General features: G+C 71.5%; 16 protein-coding genes and 1 tRNA gene. 5 read left to right on the forward strand and 12 right to left on the reverse strand.

Annotation, left to right across the window (positions count from 1 at the left end):
- Positions 1-47: 47 nt before the first annotated feature.
- Positions 48-2,207 (forward strand): protein translocase subunit SecD, encoded by a 2,160-nt coding sequence (gene secD / locus ACZ7CD_RS31085; protein ID WP_470376312.1) that lies wholly within the window; start codon positions 48-50, stop codon positions 2,205-2,207.
- Between the two features lie 40 nt (positions 2,208-2,247).
- Positions 2,248-3,408 carry a lactate 2-monooxygenase gene (locus ACZ7CD_RS31090; protein ID WP_360400929.1) on the forward strand — a complete coding sequence of 387 codons (1,161 nt, stop codon included), beginning with the start codon at positions 2,248-2,250 and terminating at the stop codon, positions 3,406-3,408.
- A 6-nt stretch (positions 3,409-3,414) separates the two neighbouring features.
- Here ACZ7CD_RS31090 and ACZ7CD_RS31095 read toward each other — a convergent pair whose 3' ends face one another.
- Genes ACZ7CD_RS31095 through ACZ7CD_RS31110 form a run of 4 tightly spaced genes read right to left on the reverse strand, consistent with a single transcriptional unit; the run spans position 3,415 to position 6,532 of the window.
- Positions 3,415-4,194: an ESX secretion-associated protein EspG gene (locus ACZ7CD_RS31095; RefSeq protein WP_360400926.1), complete on the reverse strand. Its 780-nt coding sequence runs from the start codon at positions 4,192-4,194 to the stop codon at positions 3,415-3,417.
- A 9-nt stretch (positions 4,195-4,203) separates the two neighbouring features.
- Positions 4,204-5,526, reverse strand: a complete 1,323-nt coding sequence (locus tag ACZ7CD_RS31100; protein WP_470380280.1) for a PPE domain-containing protein — start codon at positions 5,524-5,526, stop codon at positions 4,204-4,206.
- A gap of 3 nt (positions 5,527-5,529) precedes the next feature.
- Positions 5,530-6,111 (reverse strand): DUF3558 domain-containing protein, encoded by a 582-nt coding sequence (locus ACZ7CD_RS31105; protein ID WP_470376314.1) that lies wholly within the window; start codon positions 6,109-6,111, stop codon positions 5,530-5,532.
- 7 nt (positions 6,112-6,118) lie between these two features.
- Positions 6,119-6,532, reverse strand: coding sequence for a hypothetical protein (locus tag ACZ7CD_RS31110; RefSeq protein ID WP_470376315.1), 414 nt, complete (start codon positions 6,530-6,532; stop codon positions 6,119-6,121).
- 152 nt (positions 6,533-6,684) lie between these two features.
- Between ACZ7CD_RS31110 and ACZ7CD_RS31115 the strand changes: the two genes are divergently transcribed.
- The gene (locus tag ACZ7CD_RS31115; RefSeq protein ID WP_470380281.1) at positions 6,685-7,512 is read left to right on the forward strand and encodes a hypothetical protein; all 828 of its coding nucleotides are present in this window, start codon (positions 6,685-6,687) and stop codon (positions 7,510-7,512) included.
- Here ACZ7CD_RS31115 and ACZ7CD_RS31120 read toward each other — a convergent pair.
- The 4 genes from ACZ7CD_RS31120 to ACZ7CD_RS31135 form a co-directional block, all read right to left on the reverse strand.
- Positions 7,505-8,143: a helix-turn-helix domain-containing protein gene (locus ACZ7CD_RS31120; RefSeq protein ID WP_360400912.1), complete on the reverse strand. Its 639-nt coding sequence runs from the start codon at positions 8,141-8,143 to the stop codon at positions 7,505-7,507. The genes ACZ7CD_RS31115 and ACZ7CD_RS31120 overlap by 8 nt on opposite strands.
- 62 nt (positions 8,144-8,205) lie before the next feature.
- Positions 8,206-8,277: transfer RNA gene (locus tag ACZ7CD_RS31125), tRNA-Val, on the reverse strand.
- A gap of 55 nt (positions 8,278-8,332) precedes the next feature.
- A complete protein-coding gene (locus tag ACZ7CD_RS31130; protein ID WP_470376318.1) occupies positions 8,333-9,715 on the reverse strand; it encodes a carbohydrate-binding protein in 1,383 nt (460 codons plus the stop codon).
- Between the two features lie 155 nt (positions 9,716-9,870).
- The gene (locus tag ACZ7CD_RS31135; RefSeq protein ID WP_458434019.1) at positions 9,871-11,514 is read right to left on the reverse strand and encodes a bifunctional 3'-5' exonuclease/DNA polymerase; all 1,644 of its coding nucleotides are present in this window, start codon (positions 11,512-11,514) and stop codon (positions 9,871-9,873) included.
- 185 nt (positions 11,515-11,699) lie between these two features.
- Here ACZ7CD_RS31135 and ACZ7CD_RS31140 point away from each other — a divergent pair, with 185 nt between their 5' ends.
- On the forward strand, positions 11,700-14,120 hold the full coding sequence (locus ACZ7CD_RS31140; protein ID WP_470380282.1) for a hypothetical protein: 2,421 nt from the start codon (positions 11,700-11,702) through the stop codon (positions 14,118-14,120).
- Here the strand turns inward: ACZ7CD_RS31140 and ACZ7CD_RS31145 are convergent.
- Positions 14,107-15,030, reverse strand: a complete 924-nt coding sequence (locus tag ACZ7CD_RS31145) for a proline dehydrogenase family protein (RefSeq protein ID WP_470380283.1) — start codon at positions 15,028-15,030, stop codon at positions 14,107-14,109. The genes ACZ7CD_RS31140 and ACZ7CD_RS31145 overlap by 14 nt on opposite strands.
- A gap of 87 nt (positions 15,031-15,117) precedes the next feature.
- A complete protein-coding gene (gene pruA, locus ACZ7CD_RS31150; RefSeq protein WP_470380284.1) occupies positions 15,118-16,743 on the reverse strand; it encodes an L-glutamate gamma-semialdehyde dehydrogenase in 1,626 nt (541 codons plus the stop codon).
- 200 nt (positions 16,744-16,943) lie between these two features.
- On the opposite strand from pruA, the gene ACZ7CD_RS31155 reads away from it, so the two are divergent.
- The gene (locus tag ACZ7CD_RS31155) at positions 16,944-18,452 is read left to right on the forward strand and encodes a PucR family transcriptional regulator (protein WP_360400894.1); all 1,509 of its coding nucleotides are present in this window, start codon (positions 16,944-16,946) and stop codon (positions 18,450-18,452) included.
- Here ACZ7CD_RS31155 and ACZ7CD_RS31160 read toward each other — a convergent pair.
- The gene (locus ACZ7CD_RS31160; RefSeq protein WP_360400891.1) at positions 18,434-19,051 is read right to left on the reverse strand and encodes a YidC/Oxa1 family membrane protein insertase; all 618 of its coding nucleotides are present in this window, start codon (positions 19,049-19,051) and stop codon (positions 18,434-18,436) included. The genes ACZ7CD_RS31155 and ACZ7CD_RS31160 overlap by 19 nt on opposite strands.
- Positions 19,052-19,090: 39 nt before the next feature.
- Positions 19,091-19,372, reverse strand: coding sequence for a DUF6412 domain-containing protein (locus tag ACZ7CD_RS31165; protein ID WP_458434468.1), 282 nt, complete (start codon positions 19,370-19,372; stop codon positions 19,091-19,093).
- Positions 19,373-19,399 lie beyond the last annotated feature (27 nt).

A 19,399-nucleotide genomic window follows, 5' to 3' on the forward strand; every position in this document is an offset into this window, starting at 1 on the left:
CACCGCGTTCTCAGCCACCACTTTCCTCCCGGAAGGCTCTCTCACCCATGTCGCGCGACACCGCGCGACGAGGGCTGCTCGTGCGCGCACTGCTGTCGCTCGGCGTCCTCGTCGCCTCCGCTTTCCTGCTGCTCACCACAGATCCCCGCCTCGGCCTCGACCTGCGCGGCGGCACCCAGATCGTCCTGGAGGCCAAGGGCGACTCCGACTCCACCGACCGCGCCCTCGAAGTGCTGCGCCGCCGCGTCGACGAGCTCGGCGTGGCCGAACCCGTCCTGGCCCGCTCCGGCGAGAACCGGATCGTCGTCGAGCTGCCCGGCGTGCAGGACCCGGAAGAGGCCGTGAAGGTCCTCGGCCGCACCGCCCAGCTCACCGTCGAACGCAACGGCGCCCAGGTCATGACCGGTGAGGGCATCTCCGACGCCACCGCCGTGCGCAACCAGCAGGGCGCCGGCTACGTGGTCAACATCCAGTTCCAGGGCGACGCGCCCAAGACGTGGCAGAAGGTCACCGGCGAGGCCGCCTGCGTGCCCTCCGGCGACCCCGGCCGCCAGATCGCGTTCAAGCTCGACGGCAACGTCGTCTCCTCACCCGAGGTCAGCACCGACACCCCGTGCGGCGGCGGCCAGCCCGGCGGCGCCACGACCATCACCGGCCGGTTCTCCCAGGCCGAGGCCAACGAGCTGGCCCTGGTGATCCGCTCCGGCGCACTGCCCGTGCCCGTCGAGGTGATCGAGCAGCGCACGGTCGGCGCCACCCTCGGCGCCGAGGCGATCGACGCGAGCGCCCAGGCCGCGATCATCGGCATCGCGCTGACCTCGCTGTTCCTCGTCTTCGCCTACCGGCTCGCCGGCTTCCTCGCCGTCGTCGCCCTGGTCGGTTACGCGGGTGTCGCCTACGCCGGACTGCTGGCCGTGGGGGCGACCCTGACCTTGCCGGGCCTGGCCGGCTTCGTGCTGGCCATCGGCATGGCGGTCGACGCGAACGTCCTGATCTTCGAACGGGCCCGCGAGGAGTACGCGCGGAAGGCGAACCTGCGGCGGGCCTCCGAGGCGGGCTTCCGCGGTGCGCTGAGCGCCATCGCGGACTCCAACGTGACGACGCTGCTGGCGGCCGGCCTGCTGTTCTGGCTGGCCACCGGGCCGGTGCGCGGCTTCGGCGTGACGCTGACCATCGGTGTCCTCGCGTCGATGTTCAGCGCGCTCGTGCTGTCCCGCGTGCTGGTGCTGTGGGCGATGGGCACGCGTTTCGTGGCCAAGCGGCCCCGGCTGAGCGGCCTGGACTCGCTCGGTTTCGTCCGGTCGAGGCTGAAGCTCGTCCTGTACCGCCGCCCGTGGCTGTGGCTGAGCAGCGCCGCCGTCCTGGTGCTGGTCGCGGTCTCCGGCCTGTTCCTGCGCGGCCTCAACCTGGGTGTCGAGTTCACCGGCGGCCGCATGCTCGACTTCACCGCCGGCGGCCCCGTCGACGCCGGCCGCGTCCGCGGCGCACTGGCCGACGCGGGCTTCGAGGACGTCGTCGTGTCGTCCTCCGGCAGCGACGTCTCCCTGCGCACCGGCCCGATCGACGACGCCGCCTCGAACCGCATCGGCGAGGTCGTGAATTCCGCGGTCGACGGCGGCGCCCGCCAGTCGAGCAACGAGCTCATCGGCCCGTCGCTGTCCTCCGAACTGCGCCGCAACGCCGTCATCGGCCTCGCCATCGCCGTCGCGGCCCAGCTCGGCTACCTGGCCATTCGCTTCGACTGGCGCCTCGGCGTCGCCACGGTCGCCGCACTGCTGAGCGACGTGCTGGTCCTCGTCGGCATCTTCGCGTGGCTCGGCAAGACCGCGGACGGCGTGTTCCTCGCCGCCCTGCTCACCGTCATCGGCTACTCCGTCAACGACTCCGTCGTCGTCTTCGACCGCCTCCGCACCCTGCGCGGCTCCCGCCTGAAAGCCGCCTACCAGGACGTGGTCTCCGACGCCGTGGTCCAGACCGTGCCACGCACCGTGAACACCGGCATCGGCGTGCTGTTCGTGCTCGCCGCACTGCTCGTGCTGGGCGACGGCTCACTGGCGAACTTCGCGACCGCCCTGCTCATCGGCCTGATCTTCGGCACGATGTCCACAGTGGTCACGGCGGCGCCGGTCGCGATCTGGCTGGAGCAGCGGTGGCCGCGCCCGGTGCGGGCGGCGACCCGCAAGGCACCGGCGGGAGCCCGCGTGTAGCTCTTCCTCACGCCGCGGGACTCGTAGCAGAGTAGGGGCCATGACCTCTTTCGCCGCGTACCAGAACGAGATCTACCTCCAGGGGCTCGGCGGCACCGTGCCGCCGTTCACCACCGACCCGGACGCGCTGGAGGACTCCGCGCGGTCCCGGCTGGGACCGGGTCCGTTCTGGTACGTGGCGGGAGGTGCGGGCTCGGGTGCCACCGTGCGGGCGAACCGCGAGGCCTTCGACCGGGTGCGGATCGTGCCGCGGATGCTCACCGACGCCACCGAACGGCACCTCGGCGTCACGGTGCTGGGCACCGAGCTGCCGGCGCCGGTGATGCTCGCACCCGTTGGCGTGCAGTCGATCCTGCACCCCGACGGCGAGCTCGCCACCGCGCGGGCCGCGGCCGAGCTGGGCGTGCCGATGGTGTTGTCCACGGCGTCGTCGCACACGATCGAGGAAGTAGCGGAGGCGTCCGGCGCCGGGCCGCGGTGGTACCAGCTGTACTGGCCGAACGACCAGGACGTCTGCGCATCGCTGCTGGAGCGGGCGAAGAAGGCCGGGTACACGGCGCTGGTCGTCACCCTCGACACGTGGACGCTGGCGTGGCGGCCGCACGACCTCGACCAGGCCTACCTGCCGTTCCTGCGCGGCGTCGGGACCGCCATCCCGTTCAGCGACCCGGCTTTCCGCGCGGGGCTCGCGAAGTCGCCGGAGGAGGACCTGCCGATGGCGATCCTGCGGTGGGTGCAGCTGTTCACCGGCACCGACAAGTCGTGGGACCGGCTGGCGTTCCTGCGCGAGCACTGGGACGGGCCGATCGTCCTCAAGGGAATCCAGCACCCCGACGACGCGCGCAAGGCGGTCGAGTCCGGAATGGACGGAGTCGTCGTGTCCAACCACGGCGGGCGCCAGGTCGACGGCGCCGTCGGGTCGCTCGACGTGCTGCCCGCCGTCGTGGAGGCGGTGGGGGAGCAGGTCGACGTGCTGTTCGACTCCGGCATCCGCACCGGCGCCGACGTCGTGAAGGCGCTGGCGCTGGGTGCCAAGGCGGTGCTGGTCGGGCGGCCGTTCGCGTACGGGCTGGCGCACGGCGGGCAGGTCGGCGTGAAGCACGTCCTGCGCGGCCTGCTCGCGGACTTCGACCTGACCCTGGGGCTCTCGGGTCACCGCAGCCCGGCCGAACTGGGCCCGGACGCGCTGCGGTTCTCCTGAGTCCCGCTACGGCATCGTCGCGGTGAGCCGGGCGAGCGTGCCGAAGTCGGCCGGCTGCACCCGCAGCCAGCCCTCGCTCTTCGCCGCCACGTACCGCCCGCTCACCGTGTCGAGGTAGGTGAGCGGGGCGGCGCAGCGCTGCTTGCGCCCGGTGTGGTCGCGCTTGGCCGAGTACAGCTGGCCACCACCGGTCCGCGGCTCCGACATGATCGTCTTGAGCTGCGCGACCAGCTGGTCGTTCGGCGTGCTGGTCGGCCGGCTCTGCTGCAGGAACGAGCCGGTGTCCTCGTAGGACGGCTGCCGCTTCTGCTGCAACGCGTCCTCCGGCAACGTGATCGGCGCGCCCTTCCCGGCCGGCGTCGGCGGCAGCGCGGCCACCAGCGACTGCGGCGCCTCGTCCGCCCGCACCGGCTCCAGCACGAACAGCTGGTCCGGCGTCAGCACGACCCGCAGCGCGTCCTGGCCGTTCGACACGACCAGGACCGCCTGCTGAGGACCGTCCTTCTGGCTGAAGAACGCCCAGTACTCCGCACCGGCCTCGACCACGAGCCGCAACGCGCCGGCGAGGTCCGGGTGGATCTCCCCGCCGCGCGCGAGCCCGGTCTGCTCCAGCTGCGCCCACGCCGTGCGCTGCAGCCGTTCCAACCCGCTCAGGTCGCCCTCCTCGAGCGACTCCGAGTCGAAGTCGACCTGCGTGACCAACGCCCTGTGCAGCTGCGGCAGACCCGCGACCTGCCACGCCTGGTACAGCGCGACGACAGGGATGGCGACCCTGCTCCGAAGCACAATTCCCCCTTAACCGCCGATGACCGGCGGAGCGACCATCGTCCCGTCGCCGAAGATGTCCTCGGTCTCCTGCAGGTACGACGCGGACTTGTGCTCCTTGTCCTCGTCACCCTGACCGCGGCCTCCGGCACCACCCATGCCGCCCATGCCGGCCGCACCAGCGGCACCACGACCACCGGCCGCACCCGCACCCGCGGGCCCGAACCCGCCGGCGCCACCACGTCCCTGCTCGGCACCGGCCACACCGGCCGCACCACCGAAGCCGCTACCGGCACCCATGCCGCCCATGCCACCGGGCCCCTTGCCGAGCCCGGCCGCGGCGGCACCACCGATGCCACCGGCACCCGGCGGCCGCATGCCACCACCGGCACCGCCACCACCGCCCCCACCGGGCCTGCCACCGCCGGGCACCCCGGGCCCACCGGGCCGGTTGCGCGGGTCGTTCGGCCCACCCGGCCGGTTGCGCGGGTCGTTGGGGTCGAACCGCCCGCCCGGCGGGATGGTGGGGTCGAGGCCGGGAGGCCGGTTGCGGGGGTCGTTCGGGTCCACGAAGACCGGCGGCCGGTTGCGCGGGTCGTTCGGGTTGAGCTGCGACGGGTTGGTGTCGTCGCCACCGGAGCCCGGCGGCTTCCAGCCCGACGTGCCGGTGTCGTCACCGGGGCCACCGATGCCCGGCGGCGTGCCGGTACCGGGCGGCATTCCCGTGCCCGGCGGCGTGCCCGTGCCGGGAGGCGTGCCGGTACCAGGAGGCTGCACCCTGTCGATCGGCGTGCTGACCTGCTCCTGCATCTTCGCGGTGTCGGCGTTCGGCGAGATGAAGGTGGGCATCTGGTTCGTGGTCTGGTTGACCGACTCGGCGTACTGGTTGAACGCCCGGATGTTCTGGGCGCTGACTTCCTGGTTCTTCTCGACTGCCTTGTCGTAGTCGGTGTCCCAGGGCGCCCAGTCGTTCAGGAACGGCTTGTCCGGGACCTCGGGCGGCTTCGACATCTGGAACTTGGCGTTCGAGTAGGCCTCACCGATGGAGTCGGCGGTCTTGCCCGCGTCTTGCGCGGACTTGCTCGTCACGTCCGCCCAGGTAGCGAGGGGCGACGTGGTGCTGCGAGCGCCGTCAGCCGCCTGCCCCTCCCAGGCGGCGCCGGAGTCGCGCACAGCCTTGTTGATGAGCTCGGCGATGTCGTTGTGGCTGCTCGCGAGGTTGCGCCAGCCCTCACTGGCCTGAGCCGTGCTCTGGCTCGGCCCCTGGCCCTTGTCGAACCAGTTGTAGATCGTCTCGCCGCCCGCGAACGGGAGCAGCGCGAAGTTTGCGATGTTCGGCTCATCCCCAGCCATGGCCTACCCCTTCAGATTTCCGATGACCGTCGCCGCGAGCTTCTCGGTCTCCGTGCACGGCTTCTGGGTCGCGACCTTGTTCTTGGCGAGGTTCATCGACACCCCGACACTGCCCGTCTTGCCCGCCTCGATGACGGTGAGGCACATGCGAGTGCCGTCCGTGCTGTCCCTGCTGAAGGTCCGCACGCCGTCGATCGTCTTCTCGCTGAAGACCGCGGCACTGCGAGAGCTGGCCAGCTGGCTCTCGAAGACCTGGTCGGTGGCGACCGAGATCTCGTAGGTCGAGTCGTCGAGTGCTTCCTTGCCGTCCCACACGCACGCCGGGCCCAGAGCGCCCTTCCGCGGCCTGGGGGCCTGGACGTTGCCGAGGGTCGTGACCTGGGCAGCCGTCAGGGCGTCACAGGGCTTGTCCTTGATCTTGTCGAGGCTCAGCTCGGTGGCCGGTGCCCCCGTCGAACCCGTGTCGCTCGTCTCGGTGACCGGCGGCTGCGTGTTGCCGGTCGTGGGCGTGCCGCCTTTGACGTCGGAACAGCCGGCCAGGGCGGCTGCCACGAACAAGGTCGCCAACAGGGTCGTGCGCTTCAAGGCGGTACTACCTTCCCATCGCGTTCGATGCGTCGTCATCGGTGCCGCGGTACTGCGCGAGAGCTGCTTTGATGTTCGCGACCGTCGTGTCCAGGGCGTCCACTGCCGCCTGGTTCGCCCAGGCGTAGCCACCGGCCTCCTCGCCGGCCGCCCGGCGCATCGCGATGGTGGCCAGGCCGCTGTAGGGATCGGGACCGGGCGACCCGGTGGACTTGAGGATCTCCGCGTCACGCATCAGGTCCTTCAGCTGCCTCGAAGCCTCTTCCAGCCCCGTGATCATCTTCTGGGCCTGGTCCGGGTCGACGGCGAACCTCGTGGTGCCCGCTCCGGCGGCGCCGGCGGCGGCACCTGCGGCGGCAGCGGCTGCTCCGACGGCCTTCCCGACCGAGGACCAAGGTGTCACCGCGTCGAACATCAGCATCTCGGCCAGCTCCCCTCAGAACTTCCACACACCCCTGTTGGAGGATTTTTGCACAGCGCCGGTTCCCCCGGCGGGCGAACGAGTGAGCTGACCTGGTCACATGGCCGTTTCGTCCAAGACGTGGCGCGACCAGGCGGCTTAGGTTCGCAGGCATGATCGAACGCGCGAGGGACTTCATCTGGCACAACGCCCGCACGCTGGAGCAGCGGTGGTTCGAGTACGCCTTCGACGGCGGCAGCGGGGACGCGATGGTGCGGGCGGTGCTGGCCCACCGCAACGACGACGGCGGGTACGGGCACGGGCTGGAGCCGGACCACCGGGGACCGACGAGCCAGCCGTTGCACGCGTTGCGGGCGTTGCAGATGTTCGCCGAGGTCAGCGCGCCGGAACCGGCCGGGTCGGTGCTGACCTGGCTCGATGCGACCTGTCCCGACGGGAGTGTGCCGTTCGGGCTGTCCACGTCGAAGGGGCACCCGGTGGCGCCGTGGATCACGCTCGACGACCAGGGTGGGTTGTTGCTCACCGCCCAGATCGCGGCGGCCCTGCACGCGTTGGGGGTCACCCACCCGTGGCTCGACCGGGCCACCGACTACTGCTGGCGGCAGGTCGAGGCGCTCGGCGAGACCCACCCGTACGAGCTGCGGGCCGCGGTGATGTTCCTCGACGAGGTGCCGGACCGGGAACGGGCGGAGCTCGCGGCGGCGCGGATCGGGCAGCTCAAGCCCAGCACGGACGGGTACGCGCAGGGGGAGGGCATGGCGCCGCACTTCTTCGCGGCGCGGGCTGGCAGCCTGGCGCGGTCGTGGTTCAGCGAGGCGGAGCTGGAACGCGACCTCGACGAGCTGCAGGCGGGGCAGCAGGAGGACGGCGGCTGGAACTTCGGCTTCCCCGCGTTCACGCCGGTCGTCACGTTCGAGTGGCGGTCCATCGCCACGATCGACGCGTTGCTCACGCTGCGCAGCTACGGCCGGATCAGCTGATCAGCTGCCTCAGCGACACACCGGCCAGCGCGCGCACCTCGCGGGAGAGGTGCGCCTGGTCGGCGTAGCCGGCGTCGGCGGCGACCGCGGCGAAGGGGCGGCCGGCCCACGCCAGGCGCAGCGCGTGGTCGAAGCGCAGCACCCGCTGCAGCACCTTGGGCGGGTAGCCGAACGCGTCCAGGCACCGCCGCCGCAGCTGCCGCTCGCTCAGCCCGATGTCCCAGGCCGCCGACCTGACGTCACCGGTGCGCAGCAGCGCAGCGGTGCCGGCGAGGGCGGGGTCGACGACCACGCGGGCCGCGCAGAACGACACCACCTCCGAGAACGCCGACAGCCGCGCGGACGGCACCAGCTCCGCCAGCGGCACCCGCAGGTCGCGCACCTCGCACGCCGGCACGCCGAACACCGACGGGAACGCACCGGGCGGCAACCGCACCCCGTACAACGTGCCGGGCGCGACGGAAGCGAGCTGCGCGCGGGTGTCCGGACCGGCCACGAACAACGCGCCCGTCGTGGGTGTCCACATCAGATCCGTGCACCCGTCGGGCACCACGCGCTGCACGGTCTCCGACGACACCGTGCGCGTCCACAGGCAGGCCAGACCGGCGGGGGCGGGACGTTCGGCGTACACGGGTCAATCAAAGCAAAAGGCGCCACATCCCGGGGGATGCGGCGCCATGAGCGCGAGAAACGTGGACGATACTGGGATTGAACCAGTGACCCCTACCGTGTCAAGGTAGTGCTCTCCCGCTGAGCTAATCGTCCTCGTGGTGCAGGACGAGATTCTAGCGGACGGGCACGGCCCGATGAACACGAGGGTCTAGAGGCCGAACTTCACCCAGTTCGCGCTCACGTACGCCGCCGGCTGGCCGCTCGTGAACGTCACGTACACGTCGTGCGTCCCGGAGATGTTCGAGATGTTCGCGGGAATGGTTCTCCACGAGTCCCAGCCCCCGGTGTTGCCCACCGCGATCGATCCCACGGGCGCCGCCGTGCGCGACCCGAGCCGGACCTCGACCAGACCGCTCACGCCGCCGGCGGCACCCGAGGCGACGCGGGCGTAGAACTGCCGCGCCGGACCGGAGCCGAAGTTGACGCCGGAGAACTTCAGGTAGCCGCCGTTGGCGATCTGGTGGACACCCGAACCGCCCTCGGCCGGAGCGACCGAGCCGCCGGACCGCTCGGAGGCGTTCTCCGCCTGGAGCTCGCTGTACGCCGAACCACCACCGCCGGGGTTCGAGGTCGTCGTCGTGGTCGTGGGCGGAGTCGTCGTCGAACCGCCAGCCGTGTAGACGGCCACGTAGTCCACGACCATGGAGTGCCCGGACTGGGTGGCAGCGACAGGGGTCGGCTGGTTGTTGTTCAACGCGTTCGGGAACGCGCCGCCCATCGCCAGGTTCAGCAGGATGAAGTACCCGGCGTGCGACGTCATCCGGTCCCACACGCCCGCGCCGAGCTGGGCCTGCGTCACCGTGTGGTACTGCTGGCCGTCGACGAACCACTTGAAGGACTTCCCGGCGTCGTCCCACTCGAAGCGGTACGTGTGGAACGCCGTCTGGCACGACGCGCCGGGGCAGGCCCGCGAGTTGCCGATGCCGGTGAACTCGTTGCACGCACCGCCGGGTGCGACGTCGCAGTGCAGCACGCCCCACACCGAGTTGATGCCGTTGACGTTCTCCATCACGTCGAACTCACCGATGCCCGGCCAGTTCCAGTAGTTGCCGCGGAACGGCGAGCCCAGCGCCCAGAACGCCGGCCAGTAGCCCAGCGCCGCCTGACCGGTGACGTTCGGCATCTGGATGCGGCCCTCGATGGCGAGCTTGCCGCCCGGCGCCGGCTTGAAGTTCGACCGCTGGGTCTCGATGCGCGACGACGTCCAGTTGCCCGCGCCGTCCTTCAGCGCGGTGATGCGCAGGTTGCCAGCACCGTCGAGCTTGATGTTGCTGGTGCTGTTCGTGTAGTTCTGGATCTCCCCGGTGCCCCAGTTCGCAGGTCCGCCGGGGTAGCCGTGGCCCAGGTCGAAGATCCAGTTCGAGCTGGACGGCAGGGTTCCGCTCGCTCCGTTGAAGTCGTCGCCCCACACCTGCGTCCATCCCGCTGCAGGGGGTGGGATCGAAGCGTTGGCGGACATGGCGGCGATCGCCAGGGGTACCGCGGCAAGAAGAGCTGTCGTGGCCGCGAGGATGCGACTGCGTTGCCTCATGCGCGAGTGACCTCCTTGTCACGGGTGCAGTCCATTTATGAGAGCGCTCTCACGACCCGTGGACAAGCGGCCATTCGGACGAACGGCCACAAAGCGCGCTGGTGCCGCTACGTCTCGTTTGGACACGCGAGGTGCGCGGATCTTGCCGACGGCCCTCACTTCGCGTCCGCGTAGCACTCCACCGGCACGGCGTTCATCGGGAACCGCACCCGTGTGTCGCCGAACAGCAGCCGGGTCGCCGCCTGGCCCGCCTCCGCGATGGCCGCCACCACCCCGTCGACGTCGGCTGCCGGGCAGTGCACGAGGACCTCGTCGTGCTGGAAGAACACCAGCGCCGCCTCGCGCGGTAACCGGGTGCGCAGCACGCCGAGCAGGGCGGCTGTCCAGTCCGCGGCGCTGCCCTGCACCACGAAGTTGCGCGTGAAGCGGCCCCAGTTGCGGGCGGCCTGGCGGGAGGAGCTGGACACGTTGCCCGCGTCGTCGGCGCCGTTGACCAGGTCTTGCCACGACGCGGACGGTTCAGGGGAGGTGCGGCCGAGGCGGGTGCGCACCATGCGGCCCTGTTCGCCGGCCTGGGCCGCGGCCTCCACGTAACCGACCGCGATCGGGAAGCGCTTGCGCAGCACGGCGAGCAGCGGGCCGGCCTCGCCGGAGGTGCCGCCGTACATGGCGGAGAGCATCGCGATCTTCGCGCGGGGGCGTTCGCCCTTGAACGAGTCCGCGGCCAGCGCGGCGTACAGGTCGTCGTCGCCGCAGACGTCGATCAGCCTCTCGTCGCCGGACAGCGCGGCCAGGATGCGCGGCTCCAGCTGGGAGGCGTCGGCGGCCACCAGGCGCCAGCCGTCGTCCGCGCGCACCGCCTGGCGCAGCAGGCGCGGGATCTGCAGCGCCGCGCCGCCGCGGGAGGCCCACCGGCCGGTGACGACGCCGCCGACCACGTACTCCGGACGGAACCGCCCTGCCGAGACCCACGTGTCGAGCCACGACCAGCCGTGCGCCGCCCACAGGCGCGCGAGCTCCTTGTACTCCACCAGCAACGCCACCGCGGGGTGGTCGACCTTCTTCAGCACCCAGCGCCGCGAGGACGACACCTCGATGCCCACGCGCTTGAACGCCCGCACGATGCTGGCCGGCGCGTCCGGGTTCACGTCGTAGCCGCCGAACGCCTCCCGGATGCGGTCGGCCAGCCCCTGCAACACCTTCGGCCGCGCGCCGGGGCCGGGGCGCGGGCCCAGTAGGTCCTCCAGCAGCGCGAGGTGCACGTCCTCCCGCCACGGCAGCCCGTGGTGGGTCATCTCCGCCGCCGCCAGCGCCGACGCCGACTCGGCCGCGATCAGCAGCGACAGCGCCGGATTGCGTTGCTGCGCCTGGAAGACCAGCGACAGCGCCGCCAGCTCGTCGGTGCCGCCGGGCAGCTCCACCGGCTCCGGTTCGAACAACGTCAGCGCGACGTCCTTCTTGCGCGGGCCCACGTCCGCCGGCGCGGGCAGGCGCAACGCGCGCGCCACCGCCGCCGGCAGCTCGCGCGGTTCGCGGTGCCTGCCCTCGGCGCCCAGCAGCAGCGCCTCGGTCAGGTGCAGGTCCCAGCACCGGTCCACCCGCACGCCGGCCGCCAGCAGCGCGGGGTAGGCCTCCGCGGTGTCCGCCCACAGCCACCGCGGTCTGTGGGCGCGCTCCAGCGACGCGACGGCCGAGGCCAGTGACGGCGCTGACGTCGCGGGACCCGCCGGGGTCCCGTCGTCGTTCAGCTCCTGCCACCGCCCCGCGCCGTCCGCTTCGGGGACGAGGGAGACCAGCACGCCTCTGATTGTGCCCAGGGGGTCTGACAATTTCGGTCGAGCCGGCCATCTACACCGCCGTCAGCACCACAATTCCGTTGGAGTTCCTCCAAGCCAGCCAGCGAAGGAGTGAAGGAAAAACGCGAAGATTCCCCGATGGTGTGGTCTTGCTGTCCCTCACCTGACCACCGGCCGACTATGAAGCCGTGGATCGAGCACTCAGCGTCGCCGCACTGCTGGACCCCACCCACCAGGTGGTCCCCTTTCACGGCAGAGAACCCGAACTCGACGCACTCGTGGCGTGGCGCGACAGCCCCGTCCCGCAGGCGTCCCTGCTCGTGCACGCCCCGGCGGGCGCGGGCAAGACCCGGCTGCTCCAGCGGTTCGCGGAGCTGTGGGACGACGACGCGCACGGGCGGCTGCTGGTCCTCGACGACGCCGACCGCCGCACCTGGCAGCAGGTCTTCGAGCAGCTCCAGGACACCCTGCGGCACGGCCCGCAGCGCACCAGGGTGCTGCTGGCGAGCCGGATCACGGGCTGGTGGTGGTCCTCGACCCGCCAGCGCGTCGCCGACTTCGACCACGAGGTCACCGAGCTCGCGCTCCCGCCGAGCCCGGCCGACCGCGCCGAGTCGTTCACCCTCGCCTGCGAGCACTTCGCCAAGCAGCTCGGCGTCACCGCACCCGACGAACCACCGCCGAACATCGCCGACGAGACCACCCTCGACCTGCACATGGCCGCGCTCACCGCGGTGCACGGCGACCCGTGCGAGGTGAACCGCACCCAGCTCGTCCGCCAGCTCCTCCGGCGCGACAGCGGTCCACGCACCGGCCGCATCGCCGAGGACTACCTCGCCGTGGCCACCCCGGACTCCCCGGACCCCGACCTGCTCGCCCGCGCCGCCCTGCGCTGGCCCGCACTGCGGCCGCGGCTCGACCGGCTCGTCGCCGAGCACCCGGAGGTCGTCCGCGACATGGCCCGCGACAGCCTGCGCATCACCGCGGAGATCGGCTCCCGCGCCACGGCGGAGCACCTGGCCCGCCGGCTCTTCCGCGACGAGCGGTTCGCCACCGACGCCATCCCGTCGATGCTCACCCGCAGGCTGATCGAGGGCGCCGAGGACACCCTGGAACGCGCCGAGATGTACGGGATGCTCAGCGCCCGCACGATGGTGTGCGGGCTGCGGCACGAGTCCGTCGAGGCCTCCCGCCAGGAGGTCGAGTGCTACCGGGAGCTGGCGCGGCGGGACCCGGAGAACCGGCCGCTGCTCGCGGACGCGCTGGGGGACCTCGGCCTGCGGCTCATCAACGCCCAGCGCCGCGACGAGGTGCTGCAGGTCTCGGAGGAGGCCATCGGGCTGTGGCGCGAGATCGCGGAGGACGACCCGGAGACCATTCCGCAGCTCGCGTCCGCGCTGGAGCAGATCAGCTACCGCTACCAGGCGCTGCACCAGGACGAGGCGGCGATGACGGCGCTCAGCCGCGCCACCCTGCTCTTCCAGGAGCTGGCGAAGAACCACCCCTCGCTGTTCCGCGGCGACTACGCCAGGGTCGCCGCCGCGATGGCCCGCCGTTTCCACGCCGAGGGCGAGAAGCAGCACGCCGCCGAGTCGATGCAGCTGTCCATCGCGAACTGGCGGGTACTCGCCCAGGAGGACCCGCGGTTCGAACCGGAGCTGGCCCGCAACCTCGCCATGGCCGGTGTGATGCTCACCGACCTGCGCCGCGCGGAGGCCGCGAGCGAGACGCTGCGGGAGGCCGTCGAGCTGTTCCGCCGGCTCGCGGTCGTCAACCCCGACACGTTCCGCTCGGAGCTGGCGGACGCGCTGACGCGGTACAGCAGGGCGGTGCACGAGCTCGGCGACCCGGACGCCCGGCTGGTCGCGCAGGAGGCCGTGATGCTGTGGCGTGAGACGGACGACCGCAAGGGCCTCGGCACGGCGCTGCTCACCGTGGTGCACGTCGCGGACGACCTGCACGCGGCGGAGGAAGCCGTTGCGGTGCACCGGGAACTGGTCGCACGGGATCTCGTGTGGAACCAGGTCGACCTGGTGCTCGCCCTCGCCGTCCTCACCGAGCAGGAGCTGCTGCACGACCGGCACGAGGCGGCGCTGCGGCACGCGGACGAGTTCCTGGAGATCTGCGACCGCCTGCCGTCGCAGCTCATCGACTTCTTCGGCACGAAACTGGCGCCGGGCCTGCAACCGGTGGTCCGTGCACTGTCCGAAGCGGACCACCACGTCCGCGCGCTGCGGGCATCGGAGTTCGCGCTCGGCGTGTGGCGGGTGCTGATCCCGAAGACCGGACCGGTCGCCCACCTCGCCGCGCTCCAGCAGCACGCGTGCAAGCTCCGTGCCGCGGAACGGAAGGAGGAGGCCAGGAACACCGCGCACACCGCGATCGTGCTGTGGCACCTGCTCGGACCGGAGCTGGACGAGCAGCCGGGGTACGCCGACGCGCTCACCATCTACAGCAGGCTGTGCGTGGAGACCGGGTTCGAGGTCGACAAGGCGCTCCGGCTCGCCCACCGCGCGGTGCGGATCGCACGCGAGGTGGGCGACGAGGCGAAGCTGGAGTTCGCGCTGGAGACAGCAGCCGCGGCCGAGAGCGCGCTCAGCTGGTCGTGAGCAGCGACCGCACGAAGAACGCCACGTTGGCGGGGCGCTCGGCGAGCCGGCGCATGAAGTAGCCGTACCACTCGTCGCCGTACGGCACGTAGACGCGCATCCGGTTGCCCTCGGACGCGATGCGCCGCTGCTCCTCCGGCCGGATGCCGTACAGCATCTGGAACTCGTAGGTGTCCTTCGACCGCGTGGACGCGAGGTCGGCGGCGATGGCGATCAGCCGCGGGTCGTGCGAGGCGACCATCGGGTAGCCGGCACCCTCCATCAGCACCTTGAGGCACCGCACGTACGACAGGTCGACGTCGTGCTTGTCCTGGTACGCAACGGAAGCGGGCTCCTGGTAGGCGCCCTTGCACAGCCGCACGCGGGAACCGGCGTGCGCGAGATCGCGGCAGTCCTGCTCGGTGCGCTTCAGGTAGGCCTGCAGCACCGCACCCACCCACGGGAAGTCCACCCGCAGCTCGCGCAGGATGCCCAGCGTCGAGTCGGTGGTGGTGTGGTCCTCCATGTCGAGCGTCACGGTCGTGCCGACGACGGCGGCCGCGGCGCAGATGCGGCGGGCGTTCTCCAGCGCGATCTTCTCGCCGTCCACCGGCAGCGACTGGCCGACGGCCGACAGCTTGACCGACACCTCGGCGCCGTCGGTGAGCCCGTGCCGCTCCAGCTGCGCCAGCAGCGTCAGGTACGCCTCGACGGTGTCGTTCGCCTGCGACTCCTCGACGGTGTCCTCACCGAGGTGGTCCAGCGTGACCAGGCGGCCGTCACCGAGCACCTCGGCGGTCGTGTGGATCGCGGAGGAGACGTCGGCACCGGCGACGAACCGCTCGACGACGGGCCGGGTCAGCGGCGTCGACTCGACGAGCTTGCGGGTACCCGCGCTGCGGGACGCCAGGAGGAGGCTGGAGCGCAACATGGTTCACGTCCTCGGGGTGTGAGAGGTGAGGGGAACGTCGAAGTGCTTGTGGCGCAACGACGTTCCCCTCACCCAGGAGGGCCTGGTCTAGCCCTGGTGCGGGTGGAGGTGGGAGGTGGGGGCCACGAACGTCTCCTTGATGGAGCGCGGGCTCACCCAGCGGAGCAGGTTGTGGACCGACCCCGCCTTGTCGTTCGTGCCGGACGCGCGGCCGCCGCCGAAGGGCTGCTGGCCGACGACGGCACCGGTGGGCTTGTCGTTGACGTAGAAGTTGCCCGCGGCGAACCGCAGCTCCTCCTGCGCGTGCGCCACGGCGGCGCGGTCACGGGCGATGATCGAGCCGGTGAGGCCGTACGGCGCCGCGCTCTCCATCTGCTTGAGCACCGTCGCGTAGTCGGCGTCCTCGAAGACGTGGACCGCGAGCACCGGGCCGAAGAACTCGGTGGTGAACACGGAGTTCGCCGGGTCGGAACCGAGCAGCACGGTGGGCCGGACGAAGAAGCCGTCCGAGTCGTCCGCGGTGCCGCCGGCGGCGATCTCCAGCGAGGAGTCCGCCCGCGCGGCCTGCAGCACGCCCGACAGCTTGTCGAACGAACGGCGGTCGATCACCGCGCCACCGAAGTTCGAGAAGTCGGTGACGTCGCCGTAGGTCAGCGCCTCGACCTCGGCCAGGAACTGGTCCTTGATCTTGTTCCACACCGAGCGCGGCACGTAGGCGCGCGACGCGGCGGAGCACTTCTGGCCCTGGTACTCGAAAGCACCGCGGATCATGGCCACGCGCAGCACGTCCGGGTCGGCCGACGGGTGCGCGAGGATGAAGTCCTTGCCGCCGGTCTCGCCGACGATCCGCGGGTACGAGCGGTAGTTCGCGATGTTCGCGCCGACCTGCGCCCACAGCTTCTGGAACGTCGCGGTGGAGCCGGTGAAGTGGATGCCCGCGAGGTCGGGGGAGCTCAGCGCGACCTCGGAGACGGCCAGGCCGTCACCGGGCAGCAGGTTGATGACGCCGGGCGGCATGCCCGCCTCCTCCAGCAGCCGCATGGTGAGGTGCGCGGCGAACGACTGGGTCGGCGACGGCTTCCACAGCACCACGTTGCCCATCAGCGCGGGCGCGGTCGGCAGGTTGCCGGCGATGGCGGTGAAGTTGAACGGCGTGATCGCGTAGACGAAGCCCTCCAGCGGGCGGTGGTCCGTGCGGTTCCACACACCGGGGGAGGAGATCGGCTGCTCGCTCAGCAGGTTGCGGGCGAACTGCACGTTGAAGCGCCAGAAGTCGATCAGCTCGCAGGCCGAGTCGATCTCCGCCTGGATCGCGGTCTTCGACTGGCCGAGCATGGTCGCGGCGTTCAGCGTCTGCCGCCACGGGCCGGCGAGCAGGTCGGCGGCGCGCAGCAGGATCGCCGCGCGGTCGTCGAACGACATCGCGCGCCACGCAGGGGCGGCCTCGCGAGCCGCGCGCAGGGCGTCGGTGGTGTCCTGCTGGGTCGCGCCGGCGAGGGTGCCGAGGACCGAGCGGTGGTTGTGCGGCTGGACGACGTCGAACCGCTCGCCGCCACCCATGCGCTGCTCGCCACCGATGGTGAGCGTCAGCTCGAGCGGCTCCTTCTGCAGCTCGGTCAGCTTGGCCTGCAGCTCGGCGCGCTCCGGGGTGCCGGGGGCGTACTGCAGGACCGGCTCGTTGACCGGGGCGGGAACCTGGGTGACCGCGTCCACTCGCAACTCCTCGTCGAATCGTCGGTGCCCCAACCGTAAGTCCGGTCAAGCCGCCATCCGTTGTCCGACCAACCAAATTTCACCAGTTCAGGTGTACGATCGGACAGTGTTGAAGTGCACGCGGGGAGCTTTCGTACCCCAGGAGGGAACGCGGGGCCCCCGCGTGCCGGAGCAGCAGGAGCGGCGGGGGTGGGGCGGGGATGAGTTTGCGGCACATTCTGATCGCGCTCGGTGACCCGCTCGTCGAACTGCAGGTCGCGCCCCACGGCCTGGAGGTCGACGTGCGCGACGTCGTGATCATGGACCCGGACGACCCGCCGGACGTGGCGGCGGGGGACCTCGCGCTGGTCATCGGCGCACGTGGCCGGGCCGCGTTGCCGCTGGTCAGGGCTGCCGGACGGGCGAAGGCCGCCGCCGTCGCCGTGAAGGAGAGCTCGCCGGCGCTGGAACAGGCGGCGACGGACGCGGGCGTGGCGTTGCTGGAGGTCAGGCCGGAGGTGCGGTGGGCGCACCTGGAGTCGTTGGCCAAAGGCGTGCTCACGACGACGACCGACGACGGCGAGGTGCTCGGCGACCTGTTCGCGCTCGCGCAGACGATCGCCACCCTCACCGGCGGCATCGTCAGCATCGAGGACACCGCGAGCCGCGTGCTGGCCTACTCGCGGTCGTCCGACGAGGTCGACGAGCTGCGCCGGCTGTCGATCCTCGGCCGCCAGGGGCCGGAGCCGTACCTGAAGATGCTGCGCGAGTGGGGCGTCTACAACCTGCTGCGGTCGGGCGAGGAGGTGGTGCGCATCGATGAACGCCCCGAGCTCGGCATCCGCCGCCGCATCGCCGTCGGCATCCACGCGGGGTCGCAGCCGCTCGGCACGATCTGGGTGCAGGAGGGCGACCAGCCGCTCACCGCCCAGGCCGAACGCGCACTGCTCGGCGCCGCCCGCGTCACCGCCCCGCACCTGATCCAGCAGCGCAACCAGCCCACGTCCCGGTTCCGGGAGAACCTCCTCGCCGCCCTGCTCACCGGCCGGATGGACGCGGCCACCGTCGCCGGCCAGATCGGCGCCGACCCCGGCAAACCCGCCGCGGTGGTGGTCTTCGCGCTCAGGAGCGCCGAGGGCGACCGCAGCGAGCACGAGCTGCGCAGGGCCGAGATGACCGGCCTGATCTCCGTGCACGCGGCGGCGTACCGGCGCAGCGCGCTGGTCAGCGAGTCCGGCGGCCGCACCTACGTGCTGCTGCCCGACCTCGCCCCGAACGCGCAGCTGCTGAACCTCACCCGCGAGATCGTCACCACGGCCCGCCGCCACCTGCACACGGCGGTGCAGGCGGCGGTCGGCTCGACGGTGGCCACGCTCGACGAGGTGCGGGTGTCACGGCAGGAGGCCGAACGCGTGCTCGACGCGATGGCCCGCGACCTCGACGCCGAGGTCGCCACGCTCGCCGACGTGCGCTCGCAGGTGCTGGTGAGCGAGATCCTCGCGCTGCTGCAGGACAACCCGAGGATTCGCGACCCCCGCATCGACGCGCTGGACCCGGAGCTCGCGAAGTCGCTGCTCGCCTACCTCGACGCGCTGGGGGACGTGCGGGCCGCGGCGGACCGGCTGCACGTCCACCCGAACACGCTGCGGTACCGGCTGCGGCGGATCGACCTGGACCTGGACGACCCGCTGGTGCGCCTGATCGCCCAGCTTCAGCTCAGGATGCGGTAGAGCAGCGCCCGTTCCGCGATCGTCCACGTCGTCGTGGTGAGCAGGTACAGCCCGGCGGCCAGCGGCAGGTAGGCCGCGACCAGGATCGTGCCGAACGGCAGCACCTTCACCAGCCCGGTCATGAACCCCGGCGCGGGCGTGGCGGTCAGCTGCGACCGCTGCCACCGCACGGTCAGGTACGCCACCACGGCCAGCGCCGCGAACAGCGCGAAGAACACCCACGCGAAGCCGGTGGTGAAGTGCGAGCCGAGCGAGACGCCGAACAACGTGCCCTCCAGCAACGGGTTCGGCGTGGTGACGACCTGGTAGACGACCATGAAGAACGGGGCCGTCGCGAGCATCGGCAGCAGTCCCGCGAACATCGAGACGCCGTTGCTCTGGTAGACCTTCTGCGACTCCTCCGAGAACCGCACCAGGTCCTTGCCGTGCTTCTTCTGCAGCTCCCGGATCTCCGGCGCGAGCTTGGCCTTGGCCTTCTCCCCGCGCACGGCGGCGCGGTACAGCGGGTGCAGCGCGAGCCGCACGACGATGGTGAACAGGACGATGGCGAGCGCGGGCGTGCCGAAGCTCGCCAGGGCAGCGCCCAGGTCAGCGAACAAGGGTTCTTTCTCCGTCTTGAGTCGGGTGTGCGGGACGTGTCAGAACGTCCGGCACCCCGGTGCTCGGGGACGGGGCCGACCAGCGGTGTCGGGGTTGCGCAGCCGCAGCTGCGCCGATCGTTCAGCGCGTTCGCGGATCGCGAGCGACCGGGCCGGTGCCACCGAGCGCGGCACGAGCGCGACCACGACGAGCAACGCGAGCGCCAAGGCGGTCACGGCCGCGACGACCTCGGTCGGCGAGGACAGCAGCGTGAACGCGTAGAGAGCGGGCAGGAAGACGGCGAGCAGCAGCACCGCCCGATTCCTGGTCTCCTGCCGCATCACGTCCCCGAGTGTACGGCCACGGCG

Source organism: Lentzea sp. NPDC036949 (genome assembly GCF_055608075.1).

Excerpts from the sequence above, each read along its gene's own strand:
- secD (WP_470376312.1), top strand. The coding sequence starts at position 48 with ATGTCGCGCGACACCGCGCGACGAGGGCTGCTCGTGCGCGCACTGCTG.
- ACZ7CD_RS31090 (WP_360400929.1), top strand. The coding sequence starts at position 2,248 with ATGACCTCTTTCGCCGCGTACCAGAACGAGATCTACCTCCAGGGGCTC.
- ACZ7CD_RS31100 (WP_470380280.1), bottom strand. The coding sequence starts at position 5,526 with ATGGCTGGGGATGAGCCGAACATCGCAAACTTCGCGCTGCTCCCGTTC.
- ACZ7CD_RS31110 (WP_470376315.1), bottom strand. The coding sequence starts at position 6,532 with ATGCTGATGTTCGACGCGGTGACACCTTGGTCCTCGGTCGGGAAGGCC.
- ACZ7CD_RS31115 (WP_470380281.1), top strand. The coding sequence starts at position 6,685 with ATGATCGAACGCGCGAGGGACTTCATCTGGCACAACGCCCGCACGCTG.
- ACZ7CD_RS31130 (WP_470376318.1), bottom strand. The coding sequence starts at position 9,715 with ATGAGGCAACGCAGTCGCATCCTCGCGGCCACGACAGCTCTTCTTGCC.
- ACZ7CD_RS31145 (WP_470380283.1), bottom strand. The coding sequence starts at position 15,030 with ATGTTGCGCTCCAGCCTCCTCCTGGCGTCCCGCAGCGCGGGTACCCGC.
- ACZ7CD_RS31155 (WP_360400894.1), top strand. The coding sequence starts at position 16,944 with ATGAGTTTGCGGCACATTCTGATCGCGCTCGGTGACCCGCTCGTCGAA.
- ACZ7CD_RS31165 (WP_458434468.1), bottom strand. The coding sequence starts at position 19,372 with ATGCGGCAGGAGACCAGGAATCGGGCGGTGCTGCTGCTCGCCGTCTTC.